The sequence below is a fragment of the Chryseobacterium soldanellicola genome, assembly GCF_900100115.1.
Lineage (GTDB): Bacteria > Bacteroidota > Bacteroidia > Flavobacteriales > Weeksellaceae > Chryseobacterium > Chryseobacterium soldanellicola.
In genome coordinates this window covers 803068-821935 of the sequence record NZ_FNKL01000001.1, presented here as the reverse complement: position 1 = coordinate 821935, position 18868 = coordinate 803068, and the positions used below count along the sequence as shown (strand labels likewise).

17 protein-coding genes, 1 tRNA gene and 1 pseudogene are annotated in these 18868 nt (G+C 35.2%); 11 read left to right on the top strand and 8 right to left on the bottom strand.

Going from position 1 to position 18868, the window contains the following annotated elements:
• Positions 1-352: 352 nt before the first annotated feature.
• Positions 353-1657, top strand: coding sequence for a hypothetical protein (locus tag BLT04_RS03580; protein WP_089753729.1), 1305 nt, complete (start codon positions 353-355; stop codon positions 1655-1657).
• 140 nt (positions 1658-1797) lie between these two features.
• Here the strand turns inward: BLT04_RS03580 and BLT04_RS03575 are convergent, their stop codons facing one another.
• On the bottom strand, positions 1798-2232 hold the full coding sequence (locus BLT04_RS03575) for an META domain-containing protein (RefSeq protein ID WP_089753727.1): 435 nt from the start codon (positions 2230-2232) through the stop codon (positions 1798-1800).
• 25 nt (positions 2233-2257) lie between these two features.
• On the bottom strand, positions 2258-2659 hold the full coding sequence (locus BLT04_RS03570) for a hypothetical protein (RefSeq protein ID WP_089753725.1): 402 nt from the start codon (positions 2657-2659) through the stop codon (positions 2258-2260).
• 528 nt (positions 2660-3187) lie between these two features.
• Between BLT04_RS03570 and BLT04_RS03565 the strand changes: the two genes are divergently transcribed.
• The 4 genes from BLT04_RS03565 to BLT04_RS03550 all read left to right on the top strand — a co-directional run bounded on the left by BLT04_RS03565 (position 3188) and on the right by BLT04_RS03550 (position 9452).
• A complete protein-coding gene (locus BLT04_RS03565) occupies positions 3188-3577 on the top strand; it encodes a hypothetical protein (RefSeq protein ID WP_089753723.1) in 390 nt (129 codons plus the stop codon).
• Between the two features lie 151 nt (positions 3578-3728).
• Positions 3729-4811, top strand: a complete 1083-nt coding sequence (locus BLT04_RS03560; protein ID WP_089753721.1) for an efflux RND transporter periplasmic adaptor subunit — start codon at positions 3729-3731, stop codon at positions 4809-4811.
• 20 nt (positions 4812-4831) lie between these two features.
• Positions 4832-8023 (top strand): efflux RND transporter permease subunit, encoded by a 3192-nt coding sequence (locus tag BLT04_RS03555; RefSeq protein WP_089753720.1) that lies wholly within the window; start codon positions 4832-4834, stop codon positions 8021-8023.
• Positions 8010-9452: a TolC family protein gene (locus tag BLT04_RS03550; RefSeq protein WP_170828419.1), complete on the top strand. Its 1443-nt coding sequence runs from the start codon at positions 8010-8012 to the stop codon at positions 9450-9452. The genes BLT04_RS03555 and BLT04_RS03550 overlap by 14 nt, the downstream gene beginning before the upstream one ends.
• A gap of 280 nt (positions 9453-9732) precedes the next feature.
• Here BLT04_RS03550 and BLT04_RS03545 read toward each other — a convergent pair whose 3' ends face one another.
• The gene (locus BLT04_RS03545; protein ID WP_089753718.1) at positions 9733-9978 is read right to left on the bottom strand and encodes a hypothetical protein; all 246 of its coding nucleotides are present in this window, start codon (positions 9976-9978) and stop codon (positions 9733-9735) included.
• A 279-nt stretch (positions 9979-10257) separates the two neighbouring features.
• Between BLT04_RS03545 and BLT04_RS03540 the strand changes: the two genes are divergently transcribed.
• The 5 genes and pseudogenes from BLT04_RS03540 to BLT04_RS03520 all read left to right on the top strand — a co-directional run bounded on the left by BLT04_RS03540 (position 10258) and on the right by BLT04_RS03520 (position 14474).
• Positions 10258-11979 (top strand): AraC family transcriptional regulator, encoded by a 1722-nt coding sequence (locus BLT04_RS03540; protein ID WP_089753716.1) that lies wholly within the window; start codon positions 10258-10260, stop codon positions 11977-11979.
• Between the two features lie 42 nt (positions 11980-12021).
• Positions 12022-12461, top strand: a pseudogene (locus tag BLT04_RS03535) (RHS repeat-associated core domain-containing protein); the annotation flags it as partial.
• 4 nt (positions 12462-12465) lie between these two features.
• The gene (locus tag BLT04_RS03530; protein WP_089753715.1) at positions 12466-13131 is read left to right on the top strand and encodes a hypothetical protein; all 666 of its coding nucleotides are present in this window, start codon (positions 12466-12468) and stop codon (positions 13129-13131) included.
• Between the two features lie 6 nt (positions 13132-13137).
• Positions 13138-13587: a hypothetical protein gene (locus BLT04_RS03525; protein ID WP_089753713.1), complete on the top strand. Its 450-nt coding sequence runs from the start codon at positions 13138-13140 to the stop codon at positions 13585-13587.
• 182 nt (positions 13588-13769) lie between these two features.
• A complete protein-coding gene (locus BLT04_RS03520) occupies positions 13770-14474 on the top strand; it encodes a hypothetical protein (RefSeq protein ID WP_089753711.1) in 705 nt (234 codons plus the stop codon).
• Positions 14475-14718: 244 nt separating this feature from the next.
• Here the strand turns inward: BLT04_RS03520 and BLT04_RS03515 are convergent.
• Both BLT04_RS03515 and BLT04_RS03510 read right to left on the bottom strand, forming a co-directional pair.
• Positions 14719-14805, bottom strand: a tRNA-Ser gene (locus BLT04_RS03515).
• A 55-nt stretch (positions 14806-14860) separates the two neighbouring features.
• Positions 14861-15877, bottom strand: coding sequence for an asparaginase (locus tag BLT04_RS03510; RefSeq protein ID WP_089753709.1), 1017 nt, complete (start codon positions 15875-15877; stop codon positions 14861-14863).
• 79 nt (positions 15878-15956) lie between these two features.
• Here BLT04_RS03510 and BLT04_RS03505 point away from each other — a divergent pair, with 79 nt between their 5' ends.
• Positions 15957-16628, top strand: coding sequence for a TrmH family RNA methyltransferase (locus BLT04_RS03505; protein ID WP_089753707.1), 672 nt, complete (start codon positions 15957-15959; stop codon positions 16626-16628).
• Between the two features lie 72 nt (positions 16629-16700).
• Here the strand turns inward: BLT04_RS03505 and BLT04_RS03500 are convergent, their stop codons facing one another.
• The 3 genes from BLT04_RS03500 to tsaD are packed head-to-tail and all read right to left on the bottom strand — an operon-like array spanning position 16701 to position 18864.
• Positions 16701-17396 (bottom strand): RsmE family RNA methyltransferase, encoded by a 696-nt coding sequence (locus BLT04_RS03500; RefSeq protein ID WP_089753705.1) that lies wholly within the window; start codon positions 17394-17396, stop codon positions 16701-16703.
• Positions 17397-17440: 44 nt separating this feature from the next.
• Complete coding sequence (locus tag BLT04_RS03495; RefSeq protein WP_089753703.1) at positions 17441-17851, bottom strand: hypothetical protein; 411 nt, start codon at positions 17849-17851, stop codon at positions 17441-17443.
• Positions 17848-18864 (bottom strand): tRNA (adenosine(37)-N6)-threonylcarbamoyltransferase complex transferase subunit TsaD, encoded by a 1017-nt coding sequence (gene tsaD, locus BLT04_RS03490; protein WP_089753700.1) that lies wholly within the window; start codon positions 18862-18864, stop codon positions 17848-17850. The genes BLT04_RS03495 and tsaD overlap by 4 nt, the downstream gene beginning before the upstream one ends.
• Between the last annotated feature and the right edge of the window lie 4 nt (positions 18865-18868).

Genomic DNA, 18868 nt, shown 5'->3' with positions numbered 1-18868 from the left:
TTTTGCTGTGTAAAAATTATTTTTATCATTAAAAATAATAGATAATTCTAAAAAAACCTCCTGATTTTTTCATTTTTTTTATACTTCAAACTTACTTGAGGCGTGTTTTTAATGTATTGATTTTTAGATATTTATAAATTTTAAGTAGAATTGCAGTACTGCTTTTTATAGTTTTTGGTTCTAGATTTGCAACCAAGTTTTGCGAATATGACATTTTCACTAACATTTATTATTGTTAAAAGTCAACTGAAACTATTCTTAAAATTTTATACTACATCCAGATTCATTTAAAAATTAAACTATACTTTAATAATAATTGAAAAGGATATTATTAATACAAACACTAAGAAAAATGAAAAACAAAATTACTTTGACATGTTTTGCCTTGTCATTTGCAAGTTTTGCTAACGCTCAAGTCGGTATTAACACGCCAAATCCGGCTTCAACTTTTGATATTGTTGCTAAATCTGCAACAGGAACTTCTAAAGCTCCGGAAGGACTTCTTGTCCCTCGAATCGACAGGTTGCGGGCGCAGTCAATGGATGGAATTGCTACCTCAACCCTGATTTTTGTAAATAATGCTACAACCGGTACACAAACAGGAAAAGCTGTAAATATTAATTCTGTAGGATATTATTATTTCGACGGAACTAATTGGATAAAGCTAAATTCTGGAACCATTAATGATAAAGACACAAATATTTATAACTCAAACGGTTCTTTGGCAGGAAATCGTACGGTAGCCCAGAACGCAAATACTCTGGCTTTTACAGGCTCGGCAATCAATGCTTTTTCTGTAGACGGAAATACTTTTTCTGTTGATGCAGCGAATAACAGAGTGGGGATCGGAACTACCTCACCAAACAATTTATTGGACCTGGGCCAGTCAAACGGAAAGAAACTGGCATTATGGAACAGTACCGCCGGTGATGATTTCTACGGTTTTGGTGCAGCAGCCAATGTTTTACAAATTTTTGCAGGAGCTCCAGCCGATGGAAATGCATTAATGACGCTAAACAAAACCGGAAAAGTTGGAATAGGAACTACAAACCCGCAAACTAATTTTCATACGATCGGAACAAGAAGATTTGAAAATGCAACGCCAGGTTCGGTAACTGTAGGTTCTGTATTAACCGCTACAGACGGAAATGGTACTGCAGAATGGAAAACTCCTGTTGCAGAAGCAGTTGTAGGTGCTTTAACGGGCTCCGGAATCAATATTCCCTTTGTCAATAACAGTGACTATAAATACACAGGGCGATACATTACTTTGCCTCCCGGAAGATGGGCGGTTACGATCACACAGCTTGCACAGACTGTTGGAACTTTGGACACCGATGACTGGATGTTTGTAAGAAGTACATTTACAGATCAAAATGTAGCTGTAGGAGCGGTTGCCACAAGATCAGCAGATGTAAACGGCGGCCCGTCTCTGATGAGCTTCCGGGTGCAGGGTCCCGGTGTAAGCACAAATCCTCAACAGTTTGATGTATTTCAGGGAGCTGTTTTTATTAATAATACTTCCGGAGCAAATAAAACGTACAGATATATTGTAGGAGCTACCGTCACGGGAGGTGGGCCGAATTCAGCTACAACCATCCAGAATTTTGGCGGAACATGGTCAGAAAGCAGCATTTATGCCACAGCAATTAAGTAAATTTAAATTCCTTCAATCTAAACATATCATATTTAAACACAAGCTTGAGAAAGTTTTTTGCTTATTCGGATGAAAAAAAAATGAGGTGCCTGCGTTATTATGCAGGTACCTCTATATGAATGTGTTTTATTATAAATTATTTATTGTAAGACAAATTTCGCCAAAGGGGCCATTTTTGCTTTGTTTAGTGTTAAGGTATTTCCGTTTACAGAATAATTATCTGCAGCTAGCAATGCTTTAGTGAATAATTGTTCGGTTTCGAGATCATCACAGGCCATCATTGTAGACATTCCCTGGTTGAATTTTATGCGCATGGCTTCCGGTTTTATTTCAAAAGTTCCGCCAACTCCATTACAGCCGCCATTGCCTTCATATCGCATACTTGCCATATTTAGTTTAAAGAAAGGATTTCTTTTCGGATCCTTAAGCTTAATCGGCTGTCCGTTGATTTCCGTAAGCTTCCACGTTTTTCCCGTAATATCTGTTGAGGCTTGTGGAGTAGTCGGTACAGGTTTGCATGCCACTACAAATGAGACAAATATTAGTGCTGTAAGAAAATTGTATAAAGTTTTCATATTTAAATTTTGTGATTGTGATATGCTAATAAGATGCCATTTTGTTTGAAGAGCGGTTCTTATCACTTTTCAAATGGAACAAAACCATGTCTATATTTTTCTTTAGAAAAGTAATATTCCCATTGATGTCGGAATATTGGTATTCGGCATTGGAGGCCGTATAATCCGGCAGGTCATCGTTTTTTTTAAGTTCGTAGGTTTTACCGTCAAGATGTATAGTAATTGTATTATTGGTGTGATTTACAGCTACTTCCATCTGATCTCCATAACTATCCGTAAAAACATTTTTTGTAATCTCATCTTTGCTTGCTGTAGAAGTTGTTGTATTGGTTGCGGTAAGCATTTCTCCTTCTTTTGCAGAGTGCCTACATGCTGTTAATGAAAGGGCAAAAAGGGCCATTACGACTGGTTGTACTAATTTTTTCATAATAATAAGTGATTTCGTGATTCATGGTTAAGTGTTAATATTCCATAAATTTACAACTTTTTTTACAATGTATATGTTAATTTTAGATAAATTAATTAAGTATTAATATTTTAATTGATGTTTAAAATTCTTAAAATGATGTTGTTTTAACCTAAAATAAGCGCAAAATTTACCTTTTACTTGATATTATTTTTTCTCATGATAAGTTATTGTAAATGAATATTCACGAATGGTTATTTACTTTTTCTACATTAATTTTTTTGTGAATAATTCAATATATAAATATAATTTTAAAAATAATTCTTAGTTATATTTAAAAATTTAATTCAAATTGATATTCAAATTGATTTTTTACTTTTTGTATTTAAAATTTTTCGCTGGGAAACGGCCGGAAATTATAGCTGAAAATCAATCTTAATATTCCGTTTTTGCAGTCGTAAAGCCCTTTCAGTTAATTTAAAGGAGCGTTAAACTTTGTTAATCTATTATGATTGTATACAAATCTAAATGTACATTTGCCACTTCAAAATGAGAACATACCTAGTATATTTTTTAACCGGCTTATTCCTGTTTTTTGTGATAGGAAGCAAAATTCAGGTTACTACTTTACGAAACGATTATTCGGGTCCGGTTTCTCATCATATGCCTAAACACGCCAACCGTTTAAACCAGACTTTTGAGAAGCTTTCTGTTCAGCAGCAGCTGGATGATGCCGGGAGTTCCTCATTTGAATTTAATGAAAATGACTTTCAGCTTTCTGATACGGTGCAGGCAGTTATTGTTTTTGCATGTGTTTTCAGTTTATTATATATTTTTGGGTTGCGTTTTCGTGAGCGCCTTAAATTGGCATTCGAAGATCTTGTTCTTCATGCTTTATTGGTAAAAAAATACATTTTTATCCGTTCTATCAGAATTTAAAATCTCTTTTTACGGTTAATTTTCTGCTCTTCATTTCGAGTGGGAAATATTCTGCGTTGTGTTGTTGGTAAGCTCACACCGCTCAAATACTCATTACCAATTTTTTATTTCATTTAAAACATTAACGATTTATATAAGCTCTAGAATTATGATGAAAAGAGTTGTCGCAAGCATTGCGCTAAGTAGTATTTTGTTGTTGACAAATTGCAACGGCAAAAAAGAAGAAAAAGAAGAAGCTACAGTTTATCCGGTTACCACTCCCGTGAAAATGGATACGGTGATCGATAAAGAATATGTAGCGCAGATTCAGTCTGTAAAGAACATTGAAGTTCGTGCTCAGGAAAAAGGTTTTCTTGAAAAGATTTATGTAGACGAAGGTCAATTTGTCCACCAGGGGCAGACTTTGTTCAGAATTATGCCTCAATTGTATCAGGCAGAATTATTAAAAGCTAAAGCTGAAGTGGAACAAGCCACCATTGAGCTGAGAAATGCAAGTACGCTGGCCAGTAACAATATTGTTTCTAAGAATGAAAGGTTAATGGCAAAAGCTAAGCTGGACGCCGCCAACGCAGAAGCAAAACTGGCGCAGATCCACCTGTCGTTTACGGATATTAAAGCTCCGTTTTCGGGAATTATCAACAGAATTCCTTTAAAGCTGGGAAGCTTGATCGATGAAGGAGATCTTTTAACATCACTTTCCGACAATGGAGATATGTACAGTTATTTCAACGTTTCAGAACCTGAATATTTGAATTATCAAACTCATGTGAATGATAGAGGAAGTAATGAAGTAACATTAATTATGGCAAACGGAGATGCCTTTCCACAAAAAGGAATGATCCAAACGATTGAAGGCGAATTTGATAACGAAACAGGAAATATCGCTTTCAGAGCAAAATTCCCAAATCCGAATAAATTACTGAGAAATGGCGAAACAGGAAAAGTAAGAATGACTTTACCATTGAAAAATGCCCTGATCATTCCGCAGAAAGCAACCTACGAAATTCAGGATCAGAAATATGTTTTCGTGGTGGGTAATGACGGAAAGGTAAGATCTAAAAATATTAAAGTGGCTTATGAGCTTCCAGACTTATATGTAGTAGCTTCCGGACTTTCACAAGGGGATAAATTCCTTCTGGAAGGAGTGCAGAAAGTGAAAGATGACCAAAAAGTTCAGACGAAGTATCAGGATCCGAAAAAAGTTCTTGAATCATTGAAATTAAAAGCAGAGTAGGACTCTATAAATGAAGAAGTATGTTTAAGAAATTCATTCGCAGACCTGTTCTGTCTATTGTAATCTCATTGATTATCGTATTTTTAGGAATCTTGTCATTGGTAAAGCTTCCGGTGACACAGTTTCCCTCAATTTCACCTCCAAAAGTAAATATCACCGCAGAATATCCCGGAGCCAACAACGAATTGTTGATTAAATCCGTAATCATTCCGTTAGAAAGATCATTAAATGGTGTTCCTGGAATGAAATACATGGCTTCCGATGCCGGAAATGATGGGGAAGCTTCTATTCAGGTGGTTTTTGATTTGGGAACCGACCCGAATGTTGCTGCCGTAAACGTTCAGAATCACGTATCTTCTGCCGTAAATAAATTACCTCCGATCGTAGTAAGAGAAGGGGTAAAGATCACGCGTGAAGAACCTAACATGTTGATGTATATTAACTTGTATAGTGATGACCCGAAGGCAAATCAGAAATTCCTTTTCAATTATGCAGATATTAATATTCTTTCTGAATTAAAAAGGATTAAAGGAGTCGGAGATGCCGATATCTTAGGAACCCGTGAATACGCAATGCGTGTTTGGCTGAAACCTGACAGATTAACAGCTTATAACATTTCGGCAGACGAAGTAATGGAAGCTTTAAATGAGCAGAGTTTGGAAGCATCTCCCGGAAAAACGGGCGAAAGCTCCGGAAAACGTTCTCAGTCTTTTGAATATATTTTGAAATACCCGGGACGTTACAGCAACGAAAAAGATTACGGAAATATCATTCTTAAAGCAAAATCCGGTGGAGAGTTTGTAAGATTGAAAGATGTGGCTGATATTGAGTTTGGAAGCTCAATGTATGATATCTATTCTACATTAAACGGAAAACCGTCTGCCGCGATTACCATTAAGCAATCTTATGGTTCTAATGCAAGTGACGTTATCAAAAATGTAAAAGCTTTGATGACCGATCTTGAGAAAAATAATCTTCCAAAAGGAATGCATTATGACATCAGCTATGACGTTTCTCGGTTTTTGGATGCCTCTATTGAAAAAGTAGTCCACACTTTGTTTGAAGCCTTTGTCCTGGTGGCAATTGTGGTATTTTTATTCTTGGGAGACTGGCGTTCAACGTTAATTCCGACGATGGCAGTACCTGTTTCATTGATAGGAACTTTTGCGATCATGTCCGCATTTGGGATTACCCTGAATATGATCTCATTGTTTGCCTTAGTCATGGCAATCGGGATCGTTGTGGATGATGCTATTGTCGTCATCGAGGCTGTGCACGCCAAAATGGAAGAGAAACATCTCTCGCCATTGAAGGCAACGGAAGAAGCCATGCATGAGATCAGCGGTGCGATCATCGCTATTACACTGGTAATGGCAGCCGTATTTATTCCGGTGGCATTTATGTCCGGTCCGGTTGGGGTTTTCTATCGCCAGTTTTCGATTACGATGGTTTCTTCAATTATCCTTTCGGGGGTTGTTGCGTTAACGTTAACACCGGCATTATGTGCTTTAATCCTGAAAAATAATCATGGTAAACCTAAAAAGAAAACTCCTGTAACTATATTCCTGGATAAATTCAATAATTTATTTACAAAAGGAGCAGGAAGATATGAGAAGATGCTGAATAAAACAGTAACAAAAAAAATCATAACACTTCCTTTATTATTGGTTTTCTGTGTATGTACTTTCTTTTTAAGTAATTCACTTCCGGTCGGGTTTATTCCAAGTGAGGATCAGGGGATGATCTATGCGATTATTCAGACTCCTCCGGGATCTACTTTGGAAAGAACGAATGAGATCGCATTAAAGCTACAAAAAGCTTCAGAAGATATTGATGGAGTACAATCTGTTTCATCATTGGCTGGTTATGAAATTCTGACGGAAGGTACAGGTTCAAACTCAGGAACGTGTTTGATTAACCTTAAAGACTGGGGCGAACGTAAAGAATCAGCTGCCGAGATTATTGAGCAGTTGGAAGCAAAAGCCAAGGAAATTCCGGGAGCCAATATAGAATTCTTCCAGCCACCTTCTATTCCTGGTTATGGTGCTGCAGGTGGTTTTGAGCTTCGTTTGCTGGATAAAGCAGGAAGTGGGGATTACAAAAAAATGGAAACGGTAAGTAATGATTTCGTAAAAGAATTACAGAAACGCCCGGAATTGGGTTCTGCATTTACGTTTTATTCAGCGAGTTTCCCTCAGTATATGTTAAAGATCGATAATGACTTAGCCGAACAAAAAGGAGTAAGCATCGAAAATGCAATGGATAATTTATCCACTTTAATTGGTTCGAATTATGAGACGAGTTTCATCCGTTTCGACAGACCTTATAAGGTGATTGTTCAGGCAGGACCGCAGTATCGAGCTTTACCAAGCGATTTATTAAAGCTTTATGTTAAAAATGATAAAGGTGAAATGGTTCCTTATTCTGATTTCATGAAATTGGAAAAAGTGTACGGTTTATCTGAGATCACGAGACATAATATGTATAATTCTTCCGAGGTAAGTGGTACTCCTGCGCCGGGTTACAGTTCCGGACAGGCAATTAAAGCCATTCAGGAGGTTGCCGATAAGACGCTTCCGAGAGGTTTTGGGATCGACTGGGCAGGTATTTCAAAAGATGAGGTAAGCCGTGGGAATGAGGCTGTATTTATTTTCCTGGTGTGTTTAGGATTTGTTTATTTAATTCTTTCTGCACAATATGAAAGTTTTATCCTGCCGTTGCCGGTGATTTTATCCTTGCCGACAGGTATTTTCGGAGCATTTTTATGCCTGAAATTATTAGGATTGGAAAACAACATTTATGCGCAGGTGGCAATGGTTATGTTAATCGGGCTTTTAGGTAAAAATGCCGTATTGATCGTAGAATTTGCCGTACAAAGGAAAGCGGAAGGCGTTCCTGTTGCAAAAGCAGCGATTGAAGGAGCGGCGATTCGTTTCCGTCCGATCTTGATGACTTCATTTGCCTTTATTGCAGGTTTGATTCCATTAGTGATGGCAACCGGACCGGGAGCTGTAGGAAACCGAACAATCGGTACAGCCGCAGCCGGAGGGATGTTAATCGGGACTATTTTCGGATTAATGATTATTCCGGGATTGTATTATATTTTCGGACGAATTGCTGAAAAATCCAGATTGTCGAAATATGAAGAAGAAAATCCTTTAACTGAACAAACAGAACCTTACAAACATGATGGAAAACATGAAGACTTATAATAAATATATAGCAGCCATTGCTTTATCGCTTGTTTTAGCAAGCTGTAAAGCGCCGATGGCGACTGTGATAAAAGATGAGGTAAAAGAAAATATTCCTCAGAATTTTAATCAGGAAGAGCAACAAGACGCCAACAACAACAGCGGAACAACGCCGTGGAGACAGTTTTTCACTGATCCTAATTTAGTAGCTTTAATTGAAACTGCTTTAAAAAACAATCAGGAGCTCATGATCACTTTGCAGGAAATTGAAATTGCAAAAAGTGGAGTTGTTGCTAAAAAAGGAAGGTTAACACCGACCGTTACTGCCGGAATAGGAGCAGGAGTAAGCAAAGCCGGACGTTATACGAGCGAAGGAGCCGGTGATGCCACCACAGATATTGAAGAAGGCAGGGAAATGCCCGATCCGCTGGGAAATTTTGAAGGTGGATTGATGGCAAACTGGGAAATCGATATCTGGAAAAAATTAAGAACAGAAAAAGAAGCTGCCGTTGCCCATTATCTTTCAACAGTTGAAGGGAAAAACTTTGTTCTTTCTAATTTAATTGAAGAAGTAGCTGATAATTATTATGAATTGCTGGCTTTGGATAATCAACTGGATATTATTCAGCAATATACCAAGCTTCAGGAAAGAGCTTTAGAGATTTCTAAAATTCAAAAAGAAGCTGCCGCTGCAACAGAATTAGCCGTAAAGAAATTTGAAGCAGAATTAGCCAAATCAAAAGCTTCGGCATACACGATCCGTCAGCAGATCGTAGAAAAAGAAAATCAGATCAATGCGCTTTGTGGCCGTTATCCGCAACCGATTATAAGATCAAAAGAGGATTTTATGTCGATAATTCCGCAAACGGTTTATACGGGGATTCCGTCACAATTATTAGCGAACCGCCCTGATATTAAACAAGCTGAATTAGAATTAAAATCATCAAAATTAGACGTTGAAGCCGCAAGAAAAGAGTTTTATCCTTCACTGGAAATCTCTGCAACGCTAGGTTTGGAAGCGTTTAAACCATCTTATTTAGTAAAAATGCCGGAATCAATTGCTTATAATTTAGTAGGTGAGCTGGCCGGCCCGCTTATTAATAAAAGTGCCATTAAAGCCAATTTCCAGACTGCGGATGCAAAACAGATCCAGTCTCTGTATGAGTATGACAAAACGATTTTGAATGCGTATCTGGATGTGGCCAATTTAATGTCAAAAGTTAAAAATATTGATCAGTATTATCAGTTAAAATCTCAGGAAACAAAAGCCCTGGAACAGTCTATTGATATTGCAAATCAGTTATTTAAAAATTCAAGAGCCGATTATCTGGAAGTCCTTTTAAACCAAAGAGATGCTTTGGATGCAAAAATGGAGCTTGTAGAAGCAAAACAACAACAATTGAGTACTGTTGTCGATATTTATAAAAGCTTAGGCGGAGGCTGGAAGTGATTATAAATCCTTAATGTTTTAAAAAGAAAAGAGGCTGCCTGCAATAGGACAGTCTCTTTTCGATTATATATGACTGAAAATATTTGAAATAAAAAGGTTCAAATTAATGAACCTTTTGCAATTTACTTGCAAGAAATGATAGCAACTAAATTATATGTCTGCATGGTTATTAGTTTCTTTTTTAAAAACCATCCTTCAGTAACTAGGATTAAAAAAGGATGGCGCTATAATTATTGAGATTTGGTCGGTTTGGCAGCATTGTATTTATATTTTATTTACTTCATTTTTGTGTTTTCCAATGCGTGCCGTTTTTCACTGGCGGATCATCATACCCACCTGCAGGTGCATCTGCAGAATCTCTAGCGGTAGATTGATTATTTTCTTCTATTTCATTGTTTTTGTTAAAAATATTTTCTTCATATGTTGATGTATCATTTTCATCATCTTGTCTGCAAGATTGTAAATTGCCTGCAACAAGCACTAGTGCTAATAAAATCGGTATCTTAAATGAGATAATCTTTTTCATAAAATCATGAGGTTAAGGTTATCCCGGCCAGGTTTTGTTTAGAATTCTGAGTTCGAAATTATCATCAAAGTATGATAAAAAAAAGAAGTTGTTGTCTCTATTCGGCAATTAAGACGTCCTAATTCATAAATTAGGACAATTTTAAATCATTGATAATCAATATATTATGATTAAAATATAAAACTTTATAAATGTTCGTTTTAATTCATCAATTGTTGATAAAAATTAAAGGATTTTCTGTACTTTTGATACTAAACTTGTACCCGATAACTGCTTAAAGTGATTAAAAAACTATCAATACTTCTATTTCTAGTATTTTTTAAACTTTTCTTATCTCAAGAAAACTATAGCGAATACTATAAATTAAGATCAAAATATGAAAACTTTGAAGAGAATAACTCCAAAGCTTTTCCCTATATTCAGGCATATATTAATAAGGCAAAAAAGGAAAAAAACTTTGAAAAGCTGGTTCAGGGTTATAAGGATGGAGTTTTCTATTCGCCAAAAGAATTAAAGCTTACCTATGCCGACAGTGCAATCTGGGCTGCCAGGCAATCTTCAGTGAATGATCTGATAAGTACCGCTTATCTGGAAAAAGGTGTTGTTTATTATTATCATTTTAAAAGATATCAACTGGCTTTAAATGAGTATCTTAATGCCTATGAATTTTCCAAAAATACCAAAAATGATTTCCTGAGATACCAAAACTTATACCATATCGGAGTCGTAAAAAGTTATTTGGGATATTATCAGGAAGCGGCGGAATTATTTAAGCAATGTATTTCATATTATGAAGCCAAAACAAAGGCAAACCTGCATCCAAACGAGATTTATAATAATAAAAAAGGATATCTTAACAGTTTGCGCCAATTGATTATTTGCTATCAGAATTTAGGAAAATTAAACCAAGCCAATTCTGCCATCCAGACAGGGTTGAAAGAAGCGGGAAATGATACTGATTTTGCGCAGGAAAAAGGATATTTTTTATTATCAAAAGGTATTTCTGAGTATAAAAAGAATCAATTTTCATTAGCAATAGAAAATTTAAACCTTTCTGTAAATCCTATAAAAAACAGCGATGATTTTGCCTGGCTTTCTGTGGATTACTTTTATTTAGGTAAAAGTTTCCGAAGTTTAAAAAATTATTCAGAATCAATTAATTACTTTAAAAAAGTAGATTCCATATTTCAAAAGCATCAATTTATTCTTCCGGAATTAAGAGAAAACTACGAAATTCTAATCAATCATTATAAAAATGAAAAAGATCAGACTTTACAGCTATATTATACAAGTCAACTTTTAAAGGCAGACAGTATTATTTCGAAAGATTTCATTTATTTGTCACCAAAAATCCATAAAGAATATGACACAAAAACTCTTTTAGATGAAAAAAATAAATTGGAGCGCGCCAACTCATGGGGAAGTTTTATTATCATCAGCTTAGCAATTTTTGCGGTTGGTTTAATTATTTTATTAATTATAAGATATAAAAGAGAGAAAGATATTCAGCAGAAGTATATTTTACTGGAAGAGAAATTTACATTACAACAGGACAAATTACTGGAAAAACCTTTTCCGAATCCTGAAGAAAAGAAAACAAGTCTCGACGAAAATAAAGTTGAAGAATTACTACGAAAACTAAAAATATTTGAAGGAAAAAAAGAATTTACCCAAAAAGGACTTACCATCAATAAGTTAGCGAATCAGTTAGGGACCAATTCCAATTATTTGTCGCAGGTAATTAATGAATACAAGGGAATGAATTTCAATAAATACCTGAGCGAGTTAAGGATCAATTACATCACCGTTTTACTTTTTGAAAATAAAGAATACCTCAAATACGGGATCGAAACCCTTGCCAAAGAATGCGGAATTGCTTCCCGACAGAATTTTTCTGATTTATTTTACGAAATTAATGGAATCCGTCCGACAGATTTTATCAGAAAAAGAAAACAGGAATTGGACGGAAAAGGGGGCTTTTCTACTTTGAATCCTATTTAACATTCGGATATAATTTGAATCCTATGAAAAACTCTTATTCTTACTCATTATTTAGATGGTTTTCAATATATACAGGTCAAATTGCGGGAACAGAATTGCAGTTTGTGCCGACTGCAGAAGGCTATTATGATTTCCAGCAAAATAAGTATATTTACAATTATGTAGATCACTTAGGAAACGTACGCTTGAGCTATACAAAAAGTGCTTCCGGAACAGAGATCATTGAAGAAAACAATTATTATCCGTTTGGGTTAAAACATGAAGGATATAATGTTTTAACAGGAAATCCTAAATACAATTATAAGTACAACGGTAAAGAATTGCAGGAAACAGGCATGTATGATTATGGAGCACGTTTTTATATGCCGGATTTAGGAAGATGGGGTGTGATTGATCCGCTCGCAGAGAAAGACAGCAGATGGAGTCCATATCGCTATGCTTATGATAATCCTCTAAGATTTATAGATCCAGATGGAAGATTAGAAGGTGATTTTAGAAGATGGGAAAAATATAGGTAATGATGGGAAAAATGACGGAAAGGTTTACGTAATTAAAACTACACAAACATCATTTGATAATGGAGCAACTTCAGCAGGTATAAGTAAATCTGAAGCTAAAGAAACTGAAAAGTTTATAAAAGCAAATTCAGGAAATACAGCAGCCTTTGAGTCCAATAATATTGCCTATGAGAATAGTTCGGAGATCGAAGGTAGCCAAGAAACACGTCAATCTATGGTTGACATTGTTAGTAAAGATACAGGTAATGGCGGTACTTCAGATGCAAATAATCGAGAATATGGAGGAATTATTCGTGACGGAAAAGTTACGGAATCGCCAGCAGGACCTGTAGGAAACCCCCAAACAGATTCTGAAGCCTCTATTATACATCCAGATGTTAGAAATTCAGATAAAACCTTTCACAGCCATCCGAGTGGTCAAATTGTACAAGGCTCAGGTGCTTCTGGGGGAACGCAACTTGGAGGAACAAGTACAATTGATAGTTGGGGAAAAGCTCCTTCTGCTTACGATATTTCTAATGCTAAAGGTACAAATTATGTTTTTTCAAGAAGCGATGGAACAGTATATATTTTTAATAAATCAGGTGTCACCGCTACAATTCCTCAAAAAAGATTTGTTGAATTTAAAAAATAATAAATTATGAAAAAAATATTAGTAATTGCATTTTCTTATTTTACGATTTTATTCCATAGTCAAGTTAAAATTGATGATTATAAAAGATTGTTAGATTCGGCTATAATTATAAATAAAAATCATAATGAAAGTGATTTGAAAAATAAGTCATGTTATTTAATTACTTCTGATAATTCTAAATATATTACTAGTCATTTTTTGTTGAATTCTTATTTTAAATCTATAGAAGTTTATAATAAAAAGAATCAGAATCTATTAAAAAAAGGAATCAATGCTTGGAAAATCATACCGGTAATGAATAAGAATAAATTAATTATTAAAATAATAGACCTTAATATTTATTATAAAAATAATAACTATCAATTTATTAATAATGGAGGAGCTACAGTAATCTTCGAATATTCTTGTAAAGAAGAAAAGTGGAAATTATTAACAGAAAGGTATTCAGGGATTTAATGCATTATAAAGAAAACGTACAACTTTTTAATGTAAAATAATACAATAGACCACTGCATTGCGGTGGTTTTTGTTTTATAAAACAGCAATGTTATCGATTTGAATCTTTTTCCAATAAAAAATAACACGTCAAGTTTTGTCGCATTACGCCATTAGCTTTGTTCTATCAAAATTACAGAGCTATGGAATTACCGTTTTATTTAAGTTTCAGGGATTTCGAGAAAGATTATTTCGACAATCTTGAAAAATGGTTTGAGCATTATCATATTACGAGCGAGATCGATTTTTTAAAAAGTCTTGCCGAATTATATAAACCTTATCTGAGTTATAATTTTTCTGAAAACAAACTTCAGACCGATGCCGTTATGAAGGTTAAAAACTGCTTTTTTCCTTATTTTGATAACTTTGGAATCTCTTTTTGCGTCGATTATGAGAACGGCAAACAAACCAAATCTTTAAAAGCAGGAATCAACAATGTTTCCGAGTGGAAAACCATCACGATGATGGAATATTCTCAACATATTTTGGACAAAATCAATAAATATTTCCAGAAAAACAATTTGGAGAAGGAAAAACAAAACGTTCAGGATTACATCAATAATTACGAAATTATCACCGCAAAAGAACAGACCGGCTATTGCTTAGATTACGATCAGCACCAGAAAACACTGGCTTTTTTAAGAGCTTATCTGCCTTGTTACGGCTCCACGGTTGATATTTCATTGTACAGAAATTTCCATTTTTCTATGGTAAGAATTGCGGATTTTATTGACCAAAAACTGAAGGCAGTCGAAGCATTTGAATACAGTATTTTCAGCACTTTAAAATCAGAAGCAAAAATGAAATTCCATATAAAAAGTCATAGTTTTCTTACGATTTGTAATTAAAATAAGGAGCTTGATCCCGCTTTCCGCACTCGCTATTTTCTGTTTTGGGCGGCGGCTTCGCCGCCGCCCAAAACAGAAAATGAGCTCAGACAAATGCTCCAATCGGGGCTAGGGTAGAAGTTGTTCTATCAACGGCAGTCAAAACGGCACCATACATTCATAACTAGATTATAGGGTTTGAAAATTTGTTAGTTAGTATTTTCAAACAGAAAAGCCAGATCAATTTGATCTGGCTTTTCATTTGCAGAAAGGAAGGGATTCGAACCCTCGATACAGTTACCCGTATACTACCTTTCCAGGGTAGCTCCTTCAACCACTCGGACACCTTTCTTTTTCAGACTGCAAAAATAGGCTATTTTATTGAATTAACAAATTCTTAATCAAAATTAGTCGGTAATTTCTCCACAAAGGCTTTTCGAGAAATTATCTGCGAAACTTCCTTTGTAATTAGGATTGTCGATCAGGTGCATGGCTTTTGTAATCGCACTTTCGGCGGTCATATCTTTTCCGCTGATGGCTCCGATTCTTGAGAAAATATTACTGTTTTCATACTTTCCGAACGAGATCCCGCCTGAAATACACTGACTTACGACTACAATTTCAGTTCCGTTATTTCTGATTTCCTGCAATGTTTCCTGTGTTTTTTCACTGCTGAAAATAGTTCCCGAACCAAAAACCTGAAGAATTAACACCTTCATTTTCGGGATTTCTTTAAAATGATGCAGTTTCATACCTGGAAAAATTCGCCAAAATAAAACATCTTCGGAAATATTTTCATCTACATGAAATGCCACATCAGGATCACAACGGTACAAATTGTCTTTAATAATATTCAAATGCACCCCCGATTGCCCCAAAATAGGGTAATTCGGACTGGAATAGGCATCAAAATACTCCGCAGAATATTTCAACGTCCTGTTTCCTCTTAATAATTTATACTCAAAATAAATCGCAACCTCCTGAATCACAGCTTCATCATTTTCATAAAAACTCGCGTAATATAAGCTTGTCAGAAGATTTTCCTTGGCATCAGTCCTTAAATCACCGATCGGAAGCTGAGAACCGGTAAAGATCACTGGTTTTTTCAACCCTTTTAACATGAAACTCAATGCAGAAGCCGAATAAGACATGGTATCAGTTCCGTGAAGGATCAGAAATCCATCGTACTCGTCGTAGTTTTTAAGGATATAATTGGCGATAATTTTCCATTCTTCCGGTCCCATATCCGAAGAGTCCAGCGGTTTTGCAAAAGGATGCACGAAAACTTCACATTCCATCAGCTTCATTTCAGGCATTTTTTCAAAAATATTTCCAAAATCAAATGCACGAAGGCTTCCGGTTTCATAATCTTTTTCCATACCGATGGTTCCTCCGGTGTAGATGAGCAGGACTTTTCGTTTCATGTAGTTCTTTATTAGAATTTCGCCCCTGTTTCAGGTTCATTCCTCAAAATTACGTTAATTTGCAAAGATTTGAAAATGAATGGAAGATTTAGCACAAACTTTTGAGTATTTAAAACAGTTTTTAACAGAAGAAAGAATAAGGAAAATTGAGCATTTCTCCCCGGAAAGTTCTGATTTTGTGCTTCCTGTGGTAGAAGATATTTATCAGTTCCGAAATGCAGCAGCGATTGTACGTTCTGTGGAGGCCTGTGGTTTTCATAAAGTGGTTGCTTTGCAGGAAGAATATAGTTTTGAGCCTAATCTTCGCGTAACAAAAGGTGCCGATACGTGGGTTGAGGTTGAAAAAATGCCAAGAAATTTAGAATCTTTTCAAAAAATAAAAGACAGAGGATATAAAATTGTTGTTGTTTCGCTGGAAAATAATGCGAAAATGTTACCGGAATACGAAATTACACAACCTATTGCTTTGGTTTTCGGAACTGAAATGGAAGGCGTTTCTCAGGAAATCCTGGATTTTGCGGATGAAACATTAGCTATTCCGATGTATGGTTTTACAAGAAGCTTTAATGTTTCAGTAGCGGCATCGATCTGTATGTATGAGCTGAAGCAGAAATTGTTAAAATCTGGTATTAACTACAAATTAAATGAAGAAAAACTATTAAGAATGAAAATCCGTTGGGCCGTGAATTCAATAAAAAGCGGACAACAGATTTTTGAGAAATATTTAAAAGATAACAATATTGAAATATAATGTTAAAATATCAATAGGAGCGGGCTTTAGCCCGCTTTTCTTTTGCGTAAACGAATTGGCTTTAGCCAAAACCTATTTTAAATTCAAATAATTCCAGGCTGCAACAAAAACACCCGCAGTTTCTGTTCTCAATCTCTGATTTCCAAGAGATACAGCTTTTACTTTGTTTTCCGATAAATAATTAATTTCTTTCTCCGAAAAATCTCCTTCAGGACCAATTAAAAACGTAATGTTTTCTAAATGTGGAATATTTTTTAATTCTATCCTTTCCAAATTCTCATTACAATGTGCTACAAAAGTTGTTAAAGGGTTAATATTTTTCAGAAAATCAGGAAGTTTAATTAAATCATTGATGACAGGAAAATAAAATCTCAAACTTTGCTTTGATGCCGCAATTGCTTGCTTTCTTAGTTTGTCAATATTTATATTTTTACGCTCTGTTTTTTCAGTCTGTAAAATGGTAATTTCAGAAATACCCATTTCAACAGCTTTTTCTACAAAAAACTCGATTCGGTCAATATTTTTCGTCGGCGCAATCGCAATATGAAGCTTTGGATTAAAATCAGGAGTATTGGTTTGAATTTCAGAAACTTCAATATTAGCTTTTTTGCCTTCGATCAGTAATTTTCCGGAAGCCAGATTTCCTTTTCCGTCCGTTACATGAATTTCTTCACCATCTCTCATTCGAAGAACTTTTACGATGTGCTGTTGTTCTTCATCATTAATTATTGCTTTTCCGTTATTGATTTCGCCAAAAAAAAGTTTCATATATTGATATTTAGAATCTGCCTGAATTTTATGGATAAATGATTTTAAAAGTAAATTTCATTATCGCTTAAAAATGCTACACCGGTTTTTATTGTGGTATAAATATCACCTTCACAATCTCTGTATGAACATGCATAAATTTCTTCAATCCACTTATTATTCATGAAAATTAAATTCAGATATTCATTTTTTCTTAAATTATTTTTAATCGATAAATAATCTCCTTCTTTTGGTTCATAAGTAAAGCTAAATACGTTCTCTGAGTTGATTTTCTCAATAATCTCTTCCTTTATATTTTGAACATATCCGATTTCTGAACTTATCATTATATAATCTTCATCTTCAGTTTTTTCTGTCACTTCATTTTTTCCTGTAACGGTTTCCAAAACCCAATAATATTTCGAGTTCTTTTTAGATTGTGTTCCAAGTATTTTTTCTTCTAACAATATTTTCATAAATCGTATTTTGCTGTTGCGGAAGTTCTCAGATCCGTAAATTCTCCCCGCTCAAATTTCAGCTGAGCCACCATGGCAATCATGGCTGCATTGTCGGTCGTATATTCAAATTTCGGAATGTAAATATTCCAGTTCAATTTTTCCTGATTATCCAACATCGCCTGTCTTAATGCTGAATTGGCAGAAACTCCGCCTGCAATTGCCACTTCTTTTATATTTAAATCTTTTGCTGCTTTTTCAAGCTTATTCATTAAAATTTCAATAATTGTTTTCTGAACGGATGCGCAAAGATCATTTAAATTGTTTTTAATAAAATCTGGGTCTTTTTTAACCTCTTTTTGGATAAAATATAATACAGAAGTCTTAATTCCGCTGAAAGAATAATCGTAATTATCCAATTTTGGTTTATTAAATTTAAAAGCATCGGGGTTTCCTTCTTTCGCTAATTTATCAATGATCGGTCCTGCAGGATAATCAAGATCAAAGATTTTTCCGATCTTGTCAAATGCTTCGCCAGCCGCATCATCAATGGTTTTTCCGATGATTTCCATGTCGAAATAGTCTTTCACCAAAACGATCATCGTATGACCTCCGCTCACGGTAAGGCACAAAAACGGAAATTTCGGCGGCATAGGATTTGCATCTTCAATGAAATGCGCTAAAATGTGCGCCTGAAGATGATTAACCTCAATAAGCGGAACATCTAAACTCATTGCCAAAGACTTAGCAAATGAGGTTCCGACCAGAAGAGAGCCTAAAAGTCCGGGTCCGCGTGTAAATCCTATAGCAGAAATGGCATTTTGTTGTATATTTGCTTTAGTTAGAGATTTTTCAACAACGGGAATGATATTTTGCTGGTGTGCACGTGAAGCCAGCTCAGGAACTACACCTCCGTATTCTTTATGAATTGCCTGGTTTGCAGCAATATTAGAGAGAATAGAATTCCCCTTGATAATAGCTGCTGAAGTGTCGTCGCAAGACGATTCAATACCTAAAATTATAGAGTCGCTCATAATA

What these genes read in the sequence shown, in the direction of transcription:
- BLT04_RS03520 (WP_089753711.1), top strand. Translation starts at nt 13,770, where the DNA reads ATGGAATTACCGTTTTATTTAAGTTTCAGGGATTTCGAGAAAGATTAT.
- BLT04_RS03495 (WP_089753703.1), bottom strand. Translation starts at nt 17,851, where the DNA reads ATGAAAATATTGTTAGAAGAAAAAATACTTGGAACACAATCTAAAAAG.
- BLT04_RS03565 (WP_089753723.1), top strand. Translation starts at nt 3,188, where the DNA reads ATGAGAACATACCTAGTATATTTTTTAACCGGCTTATTCCTGTTTTTT.
- BLT04_RS03570 (WP_089753725.1), bottom strand. Translation starts at nt 2,659, where the DNA reads ATGAAAAAATTAGTACAACCAGTCGTAATGGCCCTTTTTGCCCTTTCA.
- BLT04_RS03510 (WP_089753709.1), bottom strand. Translation starts at nt 15,877, where the DNA reads ATGAAACGAAAAGTCCTGCTCATCTACACCGGAGGAACCATCGGTATG.
- BLT04_RS03525 (WP_089753713.1), top strand. Translation starts at nt 13,138, where the DNA reads ATGAAAAAAATATTAGTAATTGCATTTTCTTATTTTACGATTTTATTC.
- BLT04_RS03550 (WP_170828419.1), top strand. Translation starts at nt 8,010, where the DNA reads ATGAAGACTTATAATAAATATATAGCAGCCATTGCTTTATCGCTTGTT.
- BLT04_RS03560 (WP_089753721.1), top strand. Translation starts at nt 3,729, where the DNA reads ATGAAAAGAGTTGTCGCAAGCATTGCGCTAAGTAGTATTTTGTTGTTG.
- tsaD (WP_089753700.1), bottom strand. Translation starts at nt 18,864, where the DNA reads ATGAGCGACTCTATAATTTTAGGTATTGAATCGTCTTGCGACGACACT.
- BLT04_RS03575 (WP_089753727.1), bottom strand. Translation starts at nt 2,232, where the DNA reads ATGAAAACTTTATACAATTTTCTTACAGCACTAATATTTGTCTCATTT.
- BLT04_RS03500 (WP_089753705.1), bottom strand. Translation starts at nt 17,396, where the DNA reads ATGAAACTTTTTTTTGGCGAAATCAATAACGGAAAAGCAATAATTAAT.
- BLT04_RS03580 (WP_089753729.1), top strand. Translation starts at nt 353, where the DNA reads ATGAAAAACAAAATTACTTTGACATGTTTTGCCTTGTCATTTGCAAGT.
- BLT04_RS03555 (WP_089753720.1), top strand. Translation starts at nt 4,832, where the DNA reads ATGTTTAAGAAATTCATTCGCAGACCTGTTCTGTCTATTGTAATCTCA.
- BLT04_RS03505 (WP_089753707.1), top strand. Translation starts at nt 15,957, where the DNA reads ATGGAAGATTTAGCACAAACTTTTGAGTATTTAAAACAGTTTTTAACA.
- BLT04_RS03545 (WP_089753718.1), bottom strand. Translation starts at nt 9,978, where the DNA reads ATGAAAAAGATTATCTCATTTAAGATACCGATTTTATTAGCACTAGTG.